This is a genomic window from Petrotoga sp. 9PW.55.5.1, assembly GCF_003265365.1.
Taxonomy (GTDB): Bacteria; Thermotogota; Thermotogae; order Petrotogales; family Petrotogaceae; genus Petrotoga.
Genome location: NZ_AUPM01000054.1, coordinates 1 through 20,522, shown reverse-complemented (window position 1 = coordinate 20,522; position 20,522 = coordinate 1). Strand labels below are relative to the sequence as shown.

Here is a 20,522-nt window from a genome sequence, read left to right as displayed (position 1 = left end):
ATAAATCTTCTACTTCTTGAGGAGTTAAATAATTCAAGCTACTATGAATTCTTTTTCTGTTGTAGAAAGATTCAATGTATTCAAACAAAGAAATCTTAGCTTCATTAAAGTCTTTGTATTTTTTGATGTAAACTTCTTCTTTTTTAAGAATTGAGTGAAAAGATTCTATACAAGCGTTGTCATAAGGATTAGCTTTGTTGCTATATGAGTGTATTATTCCTTTGACTTCCAACAAATNGTTGAATTCTTTGCTTGTGTATTGTGAACCTAAATCAGAATGAAATATTATACCTTTGGTTTCTTTTACGTTTAAATAAGCATTTTCCATTGCTTTTATTACCAGTGAAGTGTCCATTGTTTTTCCATAAGCATAACCTATTATTTTTCTTGAATATAAATCCATTACACTTGCTAAATATGTCCATTTCTCTTTTGATACGTATATGTAGGTAATGTCGCCACACCATTTTTCGTTTATCGACTTAGTTGAGAAATCTTGTTTTATCAAATTAGGTAGCTGCTCAATACATTTATTTGATTTAAATGGTCTATACTTTTTATTGACTATGGCATAAATTCCTAAATGTCTCATTCGTCTTTGAACCTTTTTCAAACTGACTTTTATACCTTGTTTATCAAGAGCTTTATGTATTTTAGTTGCACCATATCGTTTTTTACTATCCTTGTATATGTTTAATATGGTTTCATCAAGTATTTCATTGAATTTTTCTCTGTTACTCTTTTGATGGTTTATTACTTTGTAATATGTGCTCCTTGGAAATTTCAACACTCTACATATACGAGCAACTGTATATTGCTTTTTGAATTTATCGATGAATTTGACTATCTCTATTACACTTTTTTCGCGAATATGGCTGTAGCTTTTTTTAATATCTCATTCTCCAACTCTAATTCTCTAACTTTCTTTTTCATTTCAAAGTACTCTTTTTTGCTTATTTCTTTACCTTCATAGTTTAATACGGGTTCCTTTTCTTTTATCCATTCTCTAACAGTGTTTTTCCCTAAGCCATATTCGTCGCATAACTCTTTAACACTTTTTCCCATTTTGCGAAGCTCAACTATTTGTTCTTTGAACTCGCTTGAATACCTAGTTCCTTTATTACCCATAGTGGACTCACTCCTTTTTATTTTATTCTATTATATCCCTTTTTTCTTTGTCCACTATAATATACTAACACCACATAGGGTTTATTTAGTAGAGGTGAAGCAGCAATGGTTATGGATGGTTCGATGAATGGGGTAGATTAATAAAATTCAAAATTTTAAGATATGTCAGATAAATGATGAAAAAAGAGAATTACATTATATAATAGAAGGTAGCAAGAAGAAATTTATAGTAAAAATTGATTTAAATAAATATGTTTCTAATATCGAACAGATTATTTAATAGATTTCAGATAAATACAAAGAGAAAGGGAGAAATATTACAATGATATCAAAAGAAGTAATTATCAAAAAGGTAGCTTCATTATTAAAACAGAAAAACTGTATTATAAACGAAGAAGTCAAACCATTTATAGATGAATATAATGGCCCATTTTCAAAAGCCCTCAAAGAGAATTATAAAATTGTTCAAAAAGAAAAGCTTCCACTTTGTCAAGATACAGGCATGGTAGAATTTTTTGTTTTTTTAGGAAATAAAACCTTATTAGAAGAACCAATAGATGCATCTTTAAATAAGGCGGTGGGAACTATTTACACCGAAATGCCTTTCAGATACTCAGTAGTTGAAGATCCTCTATTTGAAAGAAAAAACACTGAAACAAATACTCCTTCTGTAGTTCATTTGTTTCCTAAAGAGGGAAAAGATTTAGAAATTAGATTTTTGATTAAAGGTGGAGGAAGTGAAAATCTCACAAGGTTATTTATGATGAAACCTTCATCAACAGTTGAAGAGTTAAAAAAAGTTGTAATAGCACATGTTAAAGAAAACGGAGCAAGGGGTTGTCCACCTTTACATATCGGGATCGGAATAGGAGGAAGTGCTGATAAAGCGATAGTGTTATCGAAATTAGCTTTGACTAAAGATTTCAATGACAGGAACAAAACTTTTTCTTATGCTAATTTAGAAGAAGAACTGCTAAAGGAGTTAAATGAACTTGAATTAGGATTTCAAGGATTAAAAAGCGGAATTTCTGTTTATTCTGTACACATAGAAGATTTTCCAACTCACATTGCAACACTTCCTGTAGGAATTTCGATAGATTGCTATCTTTGTAGAAATGGTGTGATAAAATTTGAAGATAACTGATAGAATTGATATAGAAAAATTAAATGCTGGAGAAATTTTAACCTTTTCTGGAGAAATTATAGTTATGAGGGATGCTGCTCAAAAAAGGATATCAGAATTATTATCAAAAAAAGAAGAAATTCCAGTAAACCTAAATAACAAAATCATATTTTATGCGGGACCTGCAAAGCCCCCAAAAAATTCTGAAATTGGAGCTATAGGTCCAACAACAAGTGAAAGAATGGATAAATATCTTGAAATGCTTTTTAATTTAGGAGTTATTGCAACTGTAGGAAAGGGAAAAAGAAGTAATTCAGCTGTGGAATTTTGTAAAAATTATAAAAGGGTTTATTTTATAACCCCCAGTGGTGCTGCAGCTTACCTTTCCAAAACTGTTGAAGATATCAAAATAATAGCTTTTTCAGATCTTGGTACAGAAGCTATTCATAAAATACAAGTTAAGAATTTTCCCTTGATGGTAGGGATAGATTCTAAGGGGAATCAAATTTTTTAAACAGGGGTGAGAATAAATTATGGATTCTAAAGAGTTACACGAGTTATTAAAAGGGAAAATGAGAACAATTTCTAACGTAGATAATATAGATAAACGTTCACTTTCTCTCCTGTACACTCCTGGAGTTGCTGAAGTTGCAAAACTTTGTTCTGAAAATACAGAGAATACCTACCTATACACAAGAAGATGGAATACAATAGCGATTGTTTCAGATGGAAGCGCTGTTTTGGGACTTGGAAATATAGGACCATATGGAGCTCTTCCAGTGATGGAAGGCAAGGCTTTATTATTTAACCTCTTTGGAGGACTTGATGCTTTTCCAATATGTATAGATACCCAGGATGAAGATGAAATTATTTCACTTGTAAAAAATTTAGAACCTACATTTGGAGGAATAAACCTAGAAGATATATCGGCACCAAGATGTTTTAGAATTTCTCAAAAGTTAAATGAAATAATGAATATTCCAGTTTTTCATGATGATCAACAAGGAACTGCTGTTGTTGTAACTGCCGGTTTTTTAAATGCTATTAAAATTACCGGAAAAGAAGCCAAAGAAATTAAAGTGGTAATAAACGGTATAGGAGCTGCAGGGTACAACATAGCAAAGTTTTTAATGGATTTTGGTATAAAGAATCTGGTTTTGGTTGATAAAAATGGAGTGTTGAATAAAAATTATCCAGAAAGCTGTTTGCATGAATATCATAAAGAATTAGCTGAAATTACAAATCCTGAAAATATAACAGGGAGTTTGTCAGATGCACTAATTGGTGCGGATGCTTTTATTGGTGTTTCACAGGGGAATATATTACACGAAGAAATGATAAAGAAGATGAATGAAGGTCCTATAATATTTGCTCTTGCTAATCCTTTACCTGAAGTACTTCCAGAATTAGCAAAAAGCTTCGGAGCAAGTATCGTTGCGACCGGAAGGTCAGACTATCCAAACCAAATTAACAATTTAATAGCCTTTCCTGGAATAATGAAAGGTGCTGTAGAAAAAAGAACTAAGATAACTAAAAACATGCTTAATTCAGCAATTCTCGCCATTTCAAATTCGTGTGTTCCAACACCAGAACGAATACTACCCGAAGCTTATGATAAAAGATTACACTTAAATGTTTATGAAGCTGTTAAAAACGCTTCTTAATAATCAGTTTTTTACATAATTCATATTATTTTTTCTTTTTTCATCTTTTGTAGTTTTTGCCAGCACAACCAAAGGTTTTCTGCTGGATGCTTTTCTTTTGAAAGTTTCTAAGATAGCTTCACCTTTTTCATAAGGTACAGTAATAAAAGAAAAATTATCAAGAACACGTATATCTTTCATATTTGTTTTGTGGATACCTGTTTCTTTCTCTATGTATTCAGCTAATTTCTTTGGGCTCATTTTGTTATTTCTACCAAGAGCGACAAAAAGTCTTTTATCTTGCCTATTTCCCGAATTTTTAATCTGAGATATAGGTTTATAATTTTTCTTTTCTAAAGCCCCACTGTAAAAGTGTTTGAGAATGGATGAAATAATATCTACGGGATCTTTGTCTGTTTCTTCTAGGATTTTTTCAGCTAAGATTTCATAGATAGGCTCGGTATCTTTTGAAATAGAAGATTTTATCTCTTCTTTTATCTTTTCGACTTTAACGTTTATTATTTCTTTGGTATTTGGGATCTTATGTTCTTTTATGCTAGCATTTGAAGCGTTTTTAATAAAGAAAAATTTTCTTTTTTCACTCGGAGTAACAAAAGTAATAGCAACTCCTTCATTACCAGCTCTAGCTGTTCTCCCTATTCTGTGAACATAGTTCTCAGGGTTTTGAGGTAAAGAGTAGTTTATAACGTATTTCAAATTGTCGATATCTATACCTCTTGCAGCAACATCCGTAGCGATAAGAATTTTAACATGTCTATTTTTAAACTTGCTTAAAATTCTTTCTCGTTGGTATTGTGAAACATCTCCGTTTAATGCTTCTGCTTCGTAACCTCTTTTTATTAACTCGTTTGCGACCTCTTCAGATTGCACTTTTGTTCTTGTAAAAACAAGACCATAAAAATCATCATCCATATCTATTACTCTACTCAAAAGCTCTGTTTTGTCTGACTCAGAAACTACATAATAGATCTGTTTTGCACTCTCCACTGTTAGATTTTTCTTGTTCTCTTCTACAGTAGAAATAATCTCGAACTTTCCCATGTGTTTTCTAGCTAAAGAAACTACACGTGCAGGCATTGTTGCAGAAAACATAAGGATCTGTTTCTCCTTGTTGGTTTGGGAGATTATGGTTTCAACATCCTCAATAAATCCCATATCCAGCATCTCATCTGCTTCATCAATAACCAAATACTTTATTTTACTAATATCTAAGGTACCTCTATTAAGGTGGTCTATAATCCTACCCGGCGTACCTACGACGATATCAATCTTTCTTTTAAGGGCTCGAATTTGGTTTCCTATTGATACTCCACCATATACCGATAAAAGGTTTAACTTTTTTCTCCCTTTTAGTGAATCAATTTCTTCACAAACTTGCACTGCTAGTTCCCTTGTTGGGGTTAAAACTAATGCTTGAACATACTTTTCTTTCTCTTCTAACTTTTCTATCAGCGGAATACCAAAAGCCGCTGTCTTTCCTGTACCAGTTTGAGCCTGACCGATTACATTATTCTCTCCAGACAAAAGGCGAGGAATAACTCTTTCTTGAATTGGAGTTGGTTCATCATAACCTTTTTTGGAAATCGCTGTTAATGTGTTATCAGAAAGGCCCATAGTGTGAAATTTTGTCATACTATATACTCCTTTTTTAGTTTTAGGGCCATTTAAATACTTTGCTATTATAACATAATATTTGTAAATTTTATCTCTAATACTTTTAAAGCATATTAACAATGAAAATTGCATGCTCGAAACTAATCCAAACAATCTTCGCCTTTTATTGAAATTACATGCAAATGATGCAAAAGTCTATCTAAAATAGCTGAGCTAACATTGGAGTACCAAATATCTCTTTTGGAACACCTCCCGTTTGCTTAAATGCCGATATTAAACATTCAAATACATCTTGTTGTTCTTTTCTTTCCTGTATTCACAGTAACAGTATCTAGAGTATCCTAACTTGTAGATAAATACATAGAATTCAAATTTTATGTACATTTTTGTACATCTTTATTTGCAACTTTTCCTACATTTTTATTTTACCATTTCTTTCATTTTTCTCCAATCTCCATAAGGGGTGATTACGGTTTTAATTCCCCTTTTTGAAGGGGTGGCTGTGACGGTTATTGTCACAGACGGGGTAGTTGCTTTTGAATTGGATTTTCAATTTGCTAAAAGCAAATTAAAGAATGACCACCCTGTCTGCAGCATAAAACGCTGCATCCACCCCTTCAAGGAAGGGGAATTTTACTTTCAAAACCAAAACCATAGACGAACTAAAAGAAATTTTGAAATAAAAGTATAAGACCGGTTAGTTCCATATCAAATGCCTCCAATTTTCCTTGCCCCCTTTAAAAAGAGTCAAGGATATGATATCATTTCAAAGACATCTAATTATGATCTAACCAATTGTTTTCACGGACATTTAATATGATCTAATGCGCATATTTGACATTCTACAAAATATTTTTTATAATATTTTTTAATAAAACTTTTATATTTTTTATTAATTTTATTTTATACTTTAAAAGGGACTTTAAAAATGAAGCGGATAGGTACCGTATTCGAAAAAATTATTCTTAAAGGGGTGATTTTATGAGGAGTAAGGTCAAAAAAAGTATTTTATTTTTAATTGTTTTTTGTCTGAGCATTTTTTCTGTAGCTTTTGCAGTTGATGATTACATAGAATTACAAATTTTAGCCACTTCTGATTTGCATGGTCGTTTTCTACCATATGATTATGCTTTAAATCAGGTTAACGACAGTGGAAGTTTAGCTCAAGTAGCAACTATCGTTAAAGAACTAAGGAGCAAATATCCTAACAATACCGTTTTAATAGACAATGGTGACACGATTCAAGAAAATTTATCAAATATCTTTATTGAAGATGCCCTTCATCCAATGATTTTTGCAATGAACGAGATGAAGTATGATGTTTGGGTTCTTGGAAATCATGAATTTAATTATGGAGTACCCACACTAAAAAAGATTATGAAGCAGTTTATTCCAAGTGATAAAAGCTATGACGCAGTTTTGTGCGGTAACGTATATAATCCTGATGGAACAAGATTAGCGGCTCCTTATAAAATAGTAACAACCGATGATGGAATAAAAGTTGGAATAATAGGAATGGTCACACCAAATATTACAAGATGGGATGCAGCTAATTTAAAAGATTATATTGTTGTAGATCCTGTTGATGAAGTAAGAATAGCAGTTGCTCAATTAAAAGGGAAGGTGGATGTTATTGTAGGTGCATTTCATTTGGGATACGAACAAGAATACGGAACTTACGGTTCTGGGGCAGTTGATATATTAAAGGCTTGCCCTGATTTGGATGTTGTAATATTAGGACATGCACATCAGAAAATTTCCGAAACTTATTATTACAATGGTAAATTATATCAAGCAATTGATGGGGAAATATTCGATGAAGAGGAAAATAATATTACTCAAGAGGTTAAATTAAACGGTACTTTGATTGTAGAACCTGGAAATTGGGGAAGAACGTTGTCCCAAGTGGTTCTAACACTTAAAAAAGAAGGAGAAACGTTTATTATAACAGATAAAAGCTCTGCTAATTTTGATGTCAAAACTTCTACAGGTGTTGTACCTCCTGACAATGAATTGGAAAGAAAATTACAACCTTTTCATTATAAGGCTCTTGATTATGCTAACGAGATAATAGGCGAATTAAAAGGTGGAGATTTAGTGCCTGAAGATGAAATTAAAGGAATTCCTCAGGTATGGATTCAACCAACTGCTATGATAGATTTGATAAATTCTGTGCAAATGTATTATGGTGAACAAGTCATAGGTAAAAAGATTGATGTATCTGGTGCAGCGCCATTCAGAGAAGATGCCAATATAAAAGAAGGTCCAATAAAAAGATCTGATATATCTTTAATTTACAGGTACGATAACACTTTGTACGTTCTTGAAGTAACTGGAGCTCAGCTCAAAAAATACATGGAATGGTCTGTATCTTTTTATAATCAATTTACCCCTGGAGATTTAACTATCTCTTTTAATCAAAAAATTCCAGGTTACAACTACGATATCTTCAAAGGTGTTTTCTATGAAATTGATATCTCTAAACCTGTTGGAGAAAGAATCGTTAATCTAAGGAAAAATGATGGTACACTTATCAATGATGATGATATATTGACTTTAGCAGTCAACAATTACAGAGCAAACACGCAACTACTGAATTACGGACCAATTTTTAAAGAAGGAGAAACACTTCCAAAATTATTAGGAAGAACGGAAGATATGCCAGAATTTTCTGCCATTAGTGGAGGAGACATGAGAAAATTAATTGAGAAATATATTATAGAAGTTAAAAATGGCATTCTAACTCCTGAATTTGAAAATAACTGGAGAATAATAGGAAATGAATGGGATGAAGAACTTCACGAATTAGCTAAAAATCTGGCATATGAAGGAAAAATAAGTATAAACAAATATAAACCTGTGAGAGTAGAAGATATACAAACTTTTCTAGAAATTAATATGTAAAAACGAAAGCCCCGCAGGGGCTTTTGTTTTTGCGGTGCGATCGGCTTGTATAGTTTAAAAGTCAATACCGAAATCGAGAAAATGCTTATTTTTAGAATTTTTTAGATTTATAAATCAAAGAAGAATTTTCGTTTCTATTGTTTAATTTAACTAATAAGAAGATTTTCATTTGTTAATCTCAAAACAACCAAGAAAGCGATGAAAACTGATGAATGAAACAAAAAATCCATGCGATGTCTTTTTCAAAAGAAACTTTGGAGACATTGAAATAGCAAAAAACTTCTTAAAAAACTAGCTACCAGAAAAAGCAGCACAAGCGAAAGACTTAGAACATACAGAAAAAGAAAATTAGAAGTTTGAAATATCAAAAAATATAATTCGTGAGTATATAAAGAAGATAGAATCTTAAATTTTGGGGGGATAAATATGGAAATAGTAGATTTAACCTTTAAGAGAGTTAGGATAAAATTGTTAAAACCCTTTGTTATATCGCGAGGGAGTAGTCAATACTGTGATTCTGTGATTGTAAAAATAATAACCGACGAAGGATATTATGGCTATGGAGAAGCAACTCCATCAAAAACGGTTACTGGCGAAACCATCGATTCAGTTTTAATAACGCTTGAGTTGTTTAAAGAATTATTGATGAAAGAAGATCCTTTAGCAATCGAAAAGATTCATAATATTATGGATGGAACAATTATTGGAAATACTGCTGCTAAAGCAGCAATAGATATTGCACTATATGATATTAAGGGGAAGATTATGAAATCACCTTTGTACAAAGTATTGGGTGGGTTTGACAACAAAGTTCAAACAGATATCACTGTTGGAATAGGAACTCCAAAAGAAATGGCGCAAGAAGCTCAAAAAAGAGTTGAACAAGGATTTAAAATTCTTAAAATAAAAACAGGAAGAGATGCTAAAGAAGATATAGAAGCAATTCAATTAATAAGAGAAGCTGTTGGTAATGGTATAGAACTTAAAATAGATGCAAATCAAGGGTGGAGTGTTAACGATACAATAAAGGTTGCAGAAGCCATAGAAGAATGTAATATCGAAGTAATAGAACAACCTTTAGCTTATTGGGATTTGGAAGGTTTGGCATTTTTAAGGAATAAAATAAATATTAAGATAATGCCCGATGAAACAGTGCATAATTCACATGATGCTTTAAAAGTTATAAAAAAGAAGGCTGCAGATATGATTAATATTAAATTAATGAAAAGCGGCGGTCTTTATGAAGCAGAAAAAATAAATGCTGTTGCTGAATCAGCTGGGATAAATTGTATGCTTGGTTGTATGGTAGAAACAAAAATAGCTTTAACAGCAGCAGCAAGTTTAGTAGCAGCTAAGAAAAATATTGTTGCAGCTGATTTAGATTCCTTTTTATATTACGAAGAACCAGATTTTATAAAAGGTGGGTTCGAAAGAGAGACAGATGTTATCAAGTTATTCGATAAACCAGGCTTAGGCATCGAAGTGGATTTATAATTCATAATTCATGAGCTTCTATGATTTGCATAATAGGTTCAAATTCATCTTGGTATATTGCTCTATCAAGATATTCAGCTTCGCCAATTTGATTATCGTAAGGATCAGATCTTAAGAATTTCTTTTCTGGCAAAAGTGGGTAATGGAATTCCGAGTTAGCAACCATTCTAAATGGATCAAGATTTCCGAAATAGAAATTCCACTTTTTGATGTTATTCTTTCTATAAGCGCTACCACCAAATGACAAATCTGCAAATAACCAACCGTAGGGTTCGATATAAAACTGAGCCCAATCGTGAGGACTTATGCTGAAAGGAGTTACGAAAAGGCCTGATTGCCATCGAGACGGGATACCTACAATTCGACAAAGGGTGATAAAAAGTATGGCTTGAACGCCACAATCTCCTTTTAAATTGTATGCAGCATATTCTGGAATATTTAAAATGGATATATAAGGCCTTACATAAGAATACTGTACGTTGGTTGTAATATAATCATATATTTTTCTTGCTTTTTTTATTGGATTTTTTTCATTTTGAATTATTTCTTTTGCTAAATCAACTAAAAAAGGTGTAAATAGGATCTGTGGGGGCCATTCTTCGGTATGGAATTTCGGTTGTTGGGATGAAACGTTATCATAATTGATATTTGTATATTTTATATGGTTTTCGTATGAGTATTCTACAGTGTATGTGCTCAATTCTTTTGTATTTTCTTCAAAGAATATGGTTCTTTGCGGATAAGATTCAGGGGCTACAAATTTAGGTTGAGATGAGGTTTCAAGTATCTTAATATTTTGTATTTGAAGAGCGTTTTGAGGTATGGGTAAGTGTACTCTTACGATTTGATTTTCATATAGTTTATCTTTTTTTAAAGAGAGGCCGGTTTTTAAATGGAAGAAATATTGTTTTTCTCCTTTTTCAATTATTTCATCGATAGTTTTATTAAGTAAATCATCTACCTTGTTGTCTTCTTGGCTTTGAGTTATTAGTCTTTTTCCAATATTTGGATGAACTTTAATAATGTTCTCTAAAAATCTTTTGTGAAACATTATTTTTTTGTTGATATAGATCCAATCGGCGTATTTTTCATTTTTCAAAGTTTCTAATTCTTCTTTGGTGAAATCTTTTATCTCTTTTTGTGCTAACTTTAAAGCGGTTTCATGGTCATAAATATACTCTTTCTTAAGAATTTCCATCCTATATTTTTCAAAGTTTAATCTTTCTTTTAAAAGGATAGATATGTTTCTTTTCAAATAAAGATCTATCAAATTCCGGACTTTTTCAAAATCGCCTGTTGTTATAAGATTTCTAACATCTTCTGGTATATCAGCAATTAAAAAAGCTAATTTGTTCATTTATTTCACCTCACTTTTTATGTAATTTTAACGTAGTCTCATTCTTGCTATCAAAAGAATAGTAAAATTGAACATAATAGCAAATGGTTTATTAAAAATAAAGACACAGGACTAAAAATACCATTTTATAGAAAAATTGTTACCACTGATTCTTTTAAATAAGTCTTCGTATTTGTAAAAACCTGAAGGTTTTATAATTTCACTTATTAAAAATTCTCCAAACTCCTTAGATTTTTCGGAAACATTTTTTATGTTTTGCCTTTGACAAAAAACTTTTTTCAACATTTCAGCAGTAACGTCTCCCATAAAATAGTTATGCATGTATATTGGATGAGTGGTATAGTGAATTCTATATCCGAACGGAATTTCTTCAGCAGTAGGCTTATCTCCAAATAATTCTGAGTACACTTTAAAGTAGAGATTATAAATATCATCTAATGATTCAATGTTATTCCTATATAATTCATGATCGAAAAAGATATTTCCTATGAATCTTATATAATTTAATTTTTCATATTCTTCAATATTTTTGAATTCTTCTTCAACATTATTATCAAAAAAGTTTTTATAGAAAAGCTTATCAAATATAAAACTTCCAAATAGATTTGCTATACCTTCAGTTATTATTCCACTTATCCCAGCATTCAATATTATTTCATTGGGATCTTGTAAAAATGAGTGAATAGCATGTCCACTTTCATGAAGTAGTGTTCTGTATTCACTGTATTGATTTTTTACATTAGCAAGAATTCTAGAGTCTTTTCCCTTTTCTATTGTAAAGTTATATCCCCATTCAGATTTCGCTTTTCTTGGGAAAATGTCATAGACTATGTTGAAATTGTCTAAATTAAATCCAAAGTTAGAAAAGAAATTTCTCAGAATAATGTAATATCCTGACATATCTACTTTAGCTCTCAATGATGGTGAAATTTGAGCTTTTACATAACTCTCATCCCATGATTCTAAACTTTCTGATTTTAAATATTGCTGAGCATATTCTCTTCTTTTATTATTTAAAAGTTGGATATGATCGTTTAACTCACTTTTCCAATTATCAAATATATTTGAGTTTAATTCTTCTCTTTTAAGCATGTATTCAACAAAATCCTTTGATTCATTAGCTTTTGCCAATTCTTTTCTTAAATTGATTAGCTCTATAAAACCATTTTCTACTAAAACGTGATTTATTTGATTACGTACAAAATACACTTTTCTTCTTATATTCCTATCTTCTTCGTTTGCCAGTATTTGATCTATTTCTACAGAAGTTATTTCTTTGCCATCATATTTAAATCTAAATGTGTTTAAAATTTTTGAAAGTTCTGTTGTCTTTTTGCGTATCTTCAAGTTTAATTCATTTATTTCTTTACTTTTATGATAGGGTTCAAAAGTATTATAAGCTATTTCTACTCTTCTTTTATCAAATGGATCCAATTCTTTCTCTTTATAGTCACAAATTATCTTAAAATTGTTCTCATCTTCTAAGAAGTTTGTAATTTTTTTGTAAGCTTCATCGATACCAAAATCAAAACCTGTGGTGTATTGTGTCCATCCTAATTTGCTTGCTTGAATCCGTAGTTTTTGTAAGTCTTGAAACAATTTGTTAATAGGTTGAATATTCATAATTTTTATCTCCTTTGTAAAACTTTATACTCACTTTAGAAATTACAAAATCTTATTATATGTATGTTTTAGATCTAATTTTTTTAACTTTTTTGGTACTTGTTCCGAGGGAAAGGGGAGGGCTCTGCTATTCCCCTTCTACGAAGGGGTGAATGTGACTGTTTTATGTCGCAGAGGGGGTAGTTTAACCATTTTAAATTCAAAGGCTTATTTTCTGAAAATTATCAGTTCTAAAGTCTCTAATATAATTTTTATATCACGTAAAATATATCACAAAAAAACACAAAACAAAATTAATTTTGATAAAATTTTTATAATTCAACTTATAATAAGTAGACGTTATCGTAATGAAAAAAATTGTTAATCTTTTTTAAGAAAATGATTAATCTATATATTTTTTTAGACGATATTGTAATAGTAAGCAATTTAGAGATGAGAATTTTTTAAAAATAAGCAATTAAATTTAGGGTATGTTCAGGGCGGTGATAATTTTGAAAATAGAAAACTATGATATACAAATGAATGCGAATCGTTTGTTTTTCTCGAAACAAAAAAAAGAGGAAAAGCTGCTGTATTGGAGAGGGGAAAGGCCACAGCAGCAAGGAAACGAGAATAAACCGGATCTGCAAAAAATTAGGCAAAAATTAAAAGACGATATAAAAGTTCTTATAGAAAATATGAAAAGTATGTACAAGCAAGTAGATGATGAACATGTTGAAACAATAGATCTTGATAAGATAGATAAAGATGTTAGAGAAAAGTTAAAGCTTAAATTGTTACAACAAATGCTTGAAAAATTGACCGGTAAAAAGATAAATTTCTCGTTTATAAAAGATATGGAAAAGCTTAAAAAAGATATTGAAAGTATAGAAACTAAAGCATCTGAAATTAAAGATAAATTTTTCAAGAAAGATCAGCTTCAAGCTTCAGAATATGGTTGGGGACTTGAGTACGATTCTCTGACTGAAAGGTTAGAATACGAAAAAGTAGAATATTCTGCGACAGGAATAGTAAAAACTTCTGATGGAAAAGAAATAAATATTGATATTTCTCTTTTGATGGAAAGAAGTATGTTAGAAAAAGAATTTTTTAGCCTTAGAATGGGGGATGCAGTGGATCCTTTAGTTGTTAATTTTGAGGGTACTGCAGCTGAATTAACAGAAAGAAAATTTGAATTTGATCTTAATGCGGATGGGATTAACGAGTTAATTAATTTTGTTGGGAAGGGTAGTGGATTTTTGGCATTAGATAAAAACCATGACGGAAAGATCAATGATGGAAAGGAATTATTTGGACCTCAAACAGGCAACGGATTTGAAGAATTAGCTAAATACGATGAGGATGAAAATGGATGGATAGATGAAAATGACAGTATTTTCAATGATTTGAAGTTGTGGGTGAAAAGCACAGAAGGAGAAGATGTATTATTATCTTTGAGAGATAAAGACATTGGGGCAATTTATTTAGGTAGTATTAGTTCTGAATTTTCAATAAAAAAATCTATAGGCAATATTCTTGGGGTTATTAGAAATACGGGTATATTTTTGAAAGAATATGGTGAAGTCGGAACAATACAACATCTTGACTTATATGTTTAAAAGCTACTAAAAAGAATTAAATATTGTAAATAAGCACCCATTTTGGGTGCTTTTTCTGTTTTATAGTTTTCCTTCATGCGATGACTTATATATTCCCAATACTGCTTCAACAGCATTTTTCCCTTCTTCACCTTCAAATCGCCAATACTTTATTTTATTTACAGCAAGTCTTCCTATAACGACTATACTTCTTACTCCAAATATCCACTTTCAAAAAGGGGAATTAAACCAACCACCCCAAAGCTCTTTTCATAATACCAAAGAATTTTAAAAAATCAAGAAAAAAGTGTATGAAAAATTAAGACACCTGTCCTAATAATTCAGACAAAGTGTATGAAATTTTCAGACGAACTGTATGAATTTTTCAGACAAAGTGTATGAAAAAATAGGACATTATATAATACATAATAAAATAATAATATATATAATATATTTTATTTCAAAAATTTTTTTAGCTTAGTTTTACTTCACACAAAAATTGTCTAAATTTTATAAAACAGACAAATATTTTGCGGATATTAATTATAGAGAAAGAAAATATCTTACACAAAAAACTACGAGGTGATACCATGAACATCTTTGAACTCCTAAACAACTTCTTTGAAGAAGATAAAACAAGCAAACTTTCTTCTTCTTCCATAAAGTTATATATTTTCTTAATTTATCAAGCAAACGAATCACTAAAAACAGCATTAAAATCACAAGTAATTTTAATTGATGACCTTGGAACAAAAAAATTCAACTGGATAAACGATAAAATAAGAGTAATAACAGATGAAGCAAACAGAAACCAAAAAAAGCCTCATAATCTCAACAAACATAAACCCAAAAGAACTAATAAGCTCACTAGAATTAAGAACAGCATCAAGACTACGATTAATTCCCCTCTTGAGAGGGGTGGATGCGACGTTCTTTGTCGCAGCCGGGGTGTGGTAGCAGACAGGGTAGTCGGTTTAATTCCCCTTCCTTGAAGGGGTGGATGCAGCGTTTTGTGCTGCAGACGGGGTAGTTGCTTTTGAAGGTGCATTAATTCCCCTCTTGAGAGGGGTGGATTCGCCGAAGGCGAAGACAGGGTGTGGTAACATTTAATTTGCTTTCAGCAAATTATATGTACCAATTGGTTTCAATTCGTTTTGTTAGCTGCTTTATTCTTTAACCTTTTCAACTCTTCAATTCCAAAATCAAAAACATATCTAACTTGTTCTCGGTAGACGATCAAAACCAAGATAAGTCCTATCACAGCAGATAATACTTGAAGAAATAAAGTGTTTGCGAAGGTATTAATAAATGCAACAACTATAAAGGTTACAGTAGAAAAATAAAATTTACCTAAGTGATAATTAACTTTATACAATCTTTTTGAGATAATAGTCCTCATACTAAAAAATATTATATAAGATATTCCAGTAGATAAAGCTGCTCCTTTAGCTCCATATATTGGAACAAGCATAAGGTTACCGAATATATTAGCTCCTGCTGCTATTGTTGCTATAAGCATATGCCAGTATGTTTTCTTTTTGAAATTAATTCCAACTACCGTTACTTCTGAAACTGTGTACATAATAGGCATTAAAATAAGGAAAGAACTTATTCCAGCCGCCTGTCTGTATGAACTTTCTAAGAGTAGAAAGATTGCGTCTTTAAAAACAACTATTAACAACCCAAACGTAAACATCGCTGCAGAAATAAACAAAGATGTTTTTTCAAATATCCCTGTACTTACAGGATTGTTTTCATAATTTTCATACGACGTTGGTGTCCAGAAAGTAGTAAATCCAATTTGTATTAAGTTCATAACTGCAACAACTTTAAATGCAGCAGAATAAAGTCCTATTTCATTAAAATCAGTGTAGTTTCTAAGAGCAAGTCTATCAATTGACTGAAAAAGCCAAGTTATTAAAAATGTTGGCACAAAAGGGATCCCGTATCTTACAATGCTTTTTATAGAACTAAGTTCAATTTTAAACTTTCCAAACCATAATTCTTTTTCAAAATAAATTGCAAGTATTGAAGTTATTATGTGAGAAAAAAACAAACCTACGATAACTGCGTAAAAAGTCCTCGAAAAGAATAACGCATATAAAATTGTAAAAGTTGCATTTGTTACTCCGTTAACTACTCTTAGAGTAGAAAATGCTATTCCTCTTTTCTTCATCCTAACAGCTAAATTAGCGAATCTTTCAACAGTTCCTATTAATATGGTTAATCCCAATAACAAAATGGGAAGAAAATGATTGGAATCTCCAAATAGGATAAGGGAAAGATTTTCCCAAAATACACCGATAAAAATAAAAATTACGAATCCTATGAACAAGCTAGGTAACAAAGCTTCCCAGAGTAAGTTTCTTCTTTTTTCTTCCTCTTTTTCATAAAACATTCTTACAAAACCTTGATCTGCCCCTAAAAGAGCAATATTTAAAAGTAAATTAAAAGCTAAAGTAAACATTGAAGCTTTACCAAACTCTTCTGGGATTATAAGCCAAGTTGTTATAGGAGTTGTTATAAAAGAAATGAGGGCAGCTACCCATTGCCCTATTGAAAATTGAAAAAAAGATTTTATGAGATTTCTTTCTTTAGTCATTTGATCCTCCAGATAATGTATTATCCAAAGATAAAGGTATTAAACTTTTTCCAATTCTATCTTTCCTTCTAGTTAAAAACTTTTACTCAATTATGTAAGCAATTACAAATTTTAATTCATTTCTTTAAAAAATTCAATAATTCTCTCTGATGCTTTTCCATCTCCAAAAGGGTTGCTTGCTTTACTCATTTTTTCGTATTGCTCTGTTTCAAGTTCTTTCATCGCTTGATATACAGTTTCTTCTTCCGTTCCAATTAATTTAGCTGTTCCTGCTTCTATTGCTTCAGGTCTTTCAGTTGTTTTTCTTAAAACTAACGTTGGTTTTCCTAATGTTGGTGCTTCTTCTTGTATCCCTCCTGAGTCTGTCATTATGTAATGGCTTGAATCCATTAAAGCTATGAATTCTAAGTATTCTACAGGGTCAATTAATATCGCTTTTTCTTCGTTTCCTAATATTTTATATACACTTTCTCTTACTACAGGGTTTAAATGAACAGGGAAAACTATATACATTTCTTTATTTTCATGTAAGTAACTTTTTATCGCTCTCATTACGTTTTCTATTGGTTCTCCCCAGTTTTCTCTTCTATGCATGGTAACAAGTATATATTTTTTATCTTTTATATTATATTTTTCTTTTATTTCTTCTATATCTTTTTGTTTGTTTTGTTTTACCCAAAGTAGAGCATCTATTACAGTGTTTCCCGTTACTATTATGTTTTTTTCTTCAATATTTTCTTTTAAAAGATTTTCTTTTGCTTTTTGTGTTGAAGCAAAATGATGTTGAGCTATTGTTCCTGTTAGCCTCCTGTTCATTTCTTCTGGAAAAGGATTGTAAATGTTGTTTGTTCGTAATCCTGCTTCTACATGCCCTACGGGGATTTTGTTGTAAAAGGCAGCTAAACTTCCTACAAAAGTTGATGTGGTATCTCCTTGAACTAATACATAATCAAATTTTTCTTTTTTTAGTATTTTATCTATTTCTGTTATTAGTTTAGATGTTAGTTGAGGTAATGTTTGGTTTTTTGTCATTATGTTTAAGTCATAGTCAGGAGTTATTTCAAATAATTCTAATACTTGATCAAGCATTTCTCTATGTTGAGCGGTAGCTATTATCTTTGCTTCTATTCCTTTTTCTTTCATTTTTATGTATAATGGTGCCATTTTTATCGCTTCTGGTCTTGTTCCAAATATCATCACTGGATTCATTTTTTATTCTCCTGATATATGCTATTAATAAGATCTATTTCTTTTTTTATTGTTTTTTCAAAACTTGCTAAATTTCTTATTAAATTAGCAACTTTTATGCTCTTTTCAGAAAATAATTTAGGATTATCATTTAATTCCTCAATTGCTTTGGCTATTTCTATAAAATTATTGGTTAGGTAACCTGCTTCTCTATTTAAGAATTCGAGTATTGCTGTATTATTAGAAGAAATTGGAACTAATCCGCTTGACATTGCTTCGCACATTGATACACCTTGTGAATCCTGCCTTGTGGGACATAAAAATACTCCATTTTCACTATGGTATTTTTTAATTTCTTCGTGTGTAAGAAATTTATTAATCAATCTAACGTTACTAAAATTTTTTATCCTTTTGGTTAATTTGTGCCATAATTTTCCTTTTCCTATAATAGTAAAATTTAAACCTTTGAAACCTTTATAGTTTTTACTTAAATACAAAATAGCTTTTATTGCAATGTCAGTTGCATATTTCTTACTATCAAAATTTCTAATTAATAAAATATTTCTTCTTTGCAAAAAATCTTTTGGTACATAATCAAAGAAGTCTGTATCAACAACATTTGGAATTATTTCAAAATTATCTGTAGAATTTTTAGTATCCTTAAAACAAACATCTTTCATCCATTTTGAAACAAAAATAAATTTTATTCTCCCTGTTTTTTTTGAATAATCTATAAGTGAAGAAAATTTTCTTAATTGTAGAGAATTACTTATAACATATTTTATAAACTTTATGGGGCTAACAGAAAAATTAAAAAGTCTTCTTTTCCATGATAATGCTTCTGCCCCATGTACCCAAATCAAAATTGGTTCATTAATTTTTTTTATGAAATTTTCAAATAGATCTCGGTGGAAAAAATGAATTAATATTAAATCAGGTTTCATGGAATAATAGTTTTCAAGAATACCATTTAAATTACAATTATGAACTTTTATATTATTAAAATAGTAGTAATTATTTTTTATTGCCCTTTTATTATAAATTAGCACCTCAATTTGCCAATTTTTATTATAATTTTTATATAATTCCAATCTTTTTTGAACAAAATTACTATTATATAAATTGTTTTCGCTTGGATATCCTGGACTTATTACAAATAATCTCATTATTCTCCCCTTTTTTTAAAATTATTCTCTCCTTTTTTCAAGAAGAATATAAAATCCTAATAGAGTATTTAACATTTTAATTTTCCACATAATTTTTTACATCTTCTGTGTTCATGTCTCTTCTATCTCCCCCAACAAAAACTTGCTATTAAAATCTTTCAGTTTTTCTTCATTGTCTATATCCCAATAGAGGATTATTTTAGATTTATCTATCTTGTTTATATCGTTTTCAGTTATATAATCAACGTTTAACTCTTTTAATATACTTTCGATTATTTCTTTCATTTCTCTGTCTTTTCCAAATAGAATATAAGTTCTATTCCTTCCATAAACTCGTATTATTCTTTCTATGTTTTCTTTGATAATCAATGTTTTTTGGTAATATATTTTCATGTACTCTATCGTTTTTTTGCTTTTTTCTTTGAACCCTTCAGGGGTTAATATGTATCTAAAGCTCTTACTGTTCAACCTTTCTAATTTGACAAAACCTTTTTTGATAAACTTTTTTAGAAGTAAGTTCACCATTCCTAAAGATAGCCCTGTTTTTTCTGAAAGGTCTCTTTGAGTTATATCAGAGTTTTTTTCTAATTCTTCTAAAATAAGTACTTCGTTATCTTGCATCTTTTTCAACACCTTTTTGCATGTTCAATTTTTGAACGGTTGAATATATTTTATCACATAAATATATTTTTTGACACTTATAAACTTTTTTTTACTAAAATCATGTATTTTCAATAAAAGGTTTTGAAAGATTCTTTCATCTTGAATATGTCTATACTGCTTAATACGCCTTTATCAACCCAGCAATCTTTTCCCCTGCCTTTCCATCACCGTATATATTTTCTGTTTTTGAATCTATTTCGTTTTTGATTATACAGTCCATCTTATCTTTGATTTCATCGCCTTTACTTAGTATATTCCACCCTGCATCTGTTAATTCTCTCCAACCTGTATCTGGCATAACAACTATCGCTCTTTTTCCTGCAAAGTACGCTTCTTTTTGTAATCCTCCACTGTCTGTTATAACAAGAAGGCTTTTTTGAACTAGCCCCATCATACTTAAATAGTCAAGAGGTTCTATC

The 20,522-nt window shown here is 30.4% G+C and carries 15 protein-coding genes and 2 pseudogenes; 7 read left to right on the top strand and 10 right to left on the bottom strand.

Annotated features, from left to right (window positions below):
• Positions 1–237, bottom strand: a pseudogene (locus PW5551_RS10565) (integrase core domain-containing protein); the annotation flags it as partial.
• 1 nt (position 238) lies between these two features.
• Positions 239–1,128, bottom strand: a pseudogene (locus PW5551_RS08015) (IS3 family transposase); the annotation flags it as partial.
• 322 nt (positions 1,129–1,450) lie between these two features.
• On the opposite strand from PW5551_RS08015, the gene PW5551_RS08010 reads away from it, so the two are divergent.
• From PW5551_RS08010 to PW5551_RS08000, 3 genes are read left to right on the top strand one after another with little or no spacing between them, the layout of a single operon-like run.
• Positions 1,451–2,272 carry a fumarate hydratase gene (locus PW5551_RS08010; protein ID WP_113075261.1) on the top strand — a complete coding sequence of 274 codons (822 nt, stop codon included), beginning with the start codon at positions 1,451–1,453 and terminating at the stop codon, positions 2,270–2,272.
• Complete coding sequence (locus PW5551_RS08005; protein WP_233488491.1) at positions 2,259–2,765, top strand: FumA C-terminus/TtdB family hydratase beta subunit; 507 nt, start codon at positions 2,259–2,261, stop codon at positions 2,763–2,765. The genes PW5551_RS08010 and PW5551_RS08005 overlap by 14 nt, the downstream gene beginning before the upstream one ends.
• 19 nt (positions 2,766–2,784) lie before the next feature.
• The gene (locus PW5551_RS08000) at positions 2,785–3,915 is read left to right on the top strand and encodes an NADP-dependent malic enzyme (protein ID WP_113075260.1); all 1,131 of its coding nucleotides are present in this window, start codon (positions 2,785–2,787) and stop codon (positions 3,913–3,915) included.
• A 3-nt stretch (positions 3,916–3,918) separates the two neighbouring features.
• Here PW5551_RS08000 and PW5551_RS07995 read toward each other — a convergent pair whose 3' ends face one another.
• Positions 3,919–5,547, bottom strand: a complete 1,629-nt coding sequence (locus PW5551_RS07995; protein WP_113075259.1) for a DEAD/DEAH box helicase — start codon at positions 5,545–5,547, stop codon at positions 3,919–3,921.
• A gap of 963 nt (positions 5,548–6,510) precedes the next feature.
• Here PW5551_RS07995 and PW5551_RS07985 point away from each other — a divergent pair.
• Together PW5551_RS07985 and PW5551_RS07980 are read left to right on the top strand one after the other, a co-directional pair.
• On the top strand, positions 6,511–8,433 hold the full coding sequence (locus tag PW5551_RS07985) for a 5'-nucleotidase C-terminal domain-containing protein (protein WP_113075258.1): 1,923 nt from the start codon (positions 6,511–6,513) through the stop codon (positions 8,431–8,433).
• Between the two features lie 426 nt (positions 8,434–8,859).
• Positions 8,860–9,927, top strand: a complete 1,068-nt coding sequence (locus PW5551_RS07980; RefSeq protein WP_113075257.1) for a mandelate racemase/muconate lactonizing enzyme family protein — start codon at positions 8,860–8,862, stop codon at positions 9,925–9,927.
• 1 nt (position 9,928) lies between these two features.
• On the opposite strand, the gene PW5551_RS07975 is transcribed toward PW5551_RS07980, so the two are convergent.
• Together PW5551_RS07975 and PW5551_RS07970 are read right to left on the bottom strand one after the other, a co-directional pair.
• Positions 9,929–11,284: a transglutaminase-like domain-containing protein gene (locus PW5551_RS07975; protein ID WP_113075256.1), complete on the bottom strand. Its 1,356-nt coding sequence runs from the start codon at positions 11,282–11,284 to the stop codon at positions 9,929–9,931.
• Between the two features lie 111 nt (positions 11,285–11,395).
• Positions 11,396–12,907 carry a M3 family metallopeptidase gene (locus tag PW5551_RS07970; RefSeq protein WP_113075255.1) on the bottom strand — a complete coding sequence of 504 codons (1,512 nt, stop codon included), beginning with the start codon at positions 12,905–12,907 and terminating at the stop codon, positions 11,396–11,398.
• Between the two features lie 491 nt (positions 12,908–13,398).
• Here PW5551_RS07970 and PW5551_RS07965 point away from each other — a divergent pair, with 491 nt between their 5' ends.
• Together PW5551_RS07965 and PW5551_RS07960 are read left to right on the top strand one after the other, a co-directional pair.
• Positions 13,399–14,505, top strand: coding sequence for a hypothetical protein (locus PW5551_RS07965; protein ID WP_113075254.1), 1,107 nt, complete (start codon positions 13,399–13,401; stop codon positions 14,503–14,505).
• A gap of 569 nt (positions 14,506–15,074) precedes the next feature.
• Positions 15,075–15,476, top strand: coding sequence for a hypothetical protein (locus PW5551_RS07960; protein WP_113075253.1), 402 nt, complete (start codon positions 15,075–15,077; stop codon positions 15,474–15,476).
• A 152-nt stretch (positions 15,477–15,628) separates the two neighbouring features.
• Here PW5551_RS07960 and PW5551_RS07955 read toward each other — a convergent pair whose 3' ends face one another.
• From PW5551_RS07955 to PW5551_RS07935, 5 genes are all read right to left on the bottom strand, one after another.
• Complete coding sequence (locus tag PW5551_RS07955) at positions 15,629–17,086, bottom strand: lipopolysaccharide biosynthesis protein (protein ID WP_113075252.1); 1,458 nt, start codon at positions 17,084–17,086, stop codon at positions 15,629–15,631.
• A 111-nt stretch (positions 17,087–17,197) separates the two neighbouring features.
• The gene (wecB, locus tag PW5551_RS07950; RefSeq protein ID WP_113075251.1) at positions 17,198–18,295 is read right to left on the bottom strand and encodes a non-hydrolyzing UDP-N-acetylglucosamine 2-epimerase; all 1,098 of its coding nucleotides are present in this window, start codon (positions 18,293–18,295) and stop codon (positions 17,198–17,200) included.
• Positions 18,292–19,440: a glycosyltransferase family 4 protein gene (locus PW5551_RS07945; protein ID WP_113075250.1), complete on the bottom strand. Its 1,149-nt coding sequence runs from the start codon at positions 19,438–19,440 to the stop codon at positions 18,292–18,294. The genes wecB and PW5551_RS07945 overlap by 4 nt, the downstream gene beginning before the upstream one ends.
• A 111-nt stretch (positions 19,441–19,551) precedes the next feature.
• The gene (locus PW5551_RS07940) at positions 19,552–20,061 is read right to left on the bottom strand and encodes a winged helix-turn-helix transcriptional regulator (RefSeq protein WP_113075249.1); all 510 of its coding nucleotides are present in this window, start codon (positions 20,059–20,061) and stop codon (positions 19,552–19,554) included.
• A gap of 160 nt (positions 20,062–20,221) precedes the next feature.
• Positions 20,222–20,522 (bottom strand): UDP-N-acetylglucosamine 2-epimerase (locus PW5551_RS07935; protein WP_146738344.1); only part of this gene is annotated, 301 nt, incomplete at its 5' end.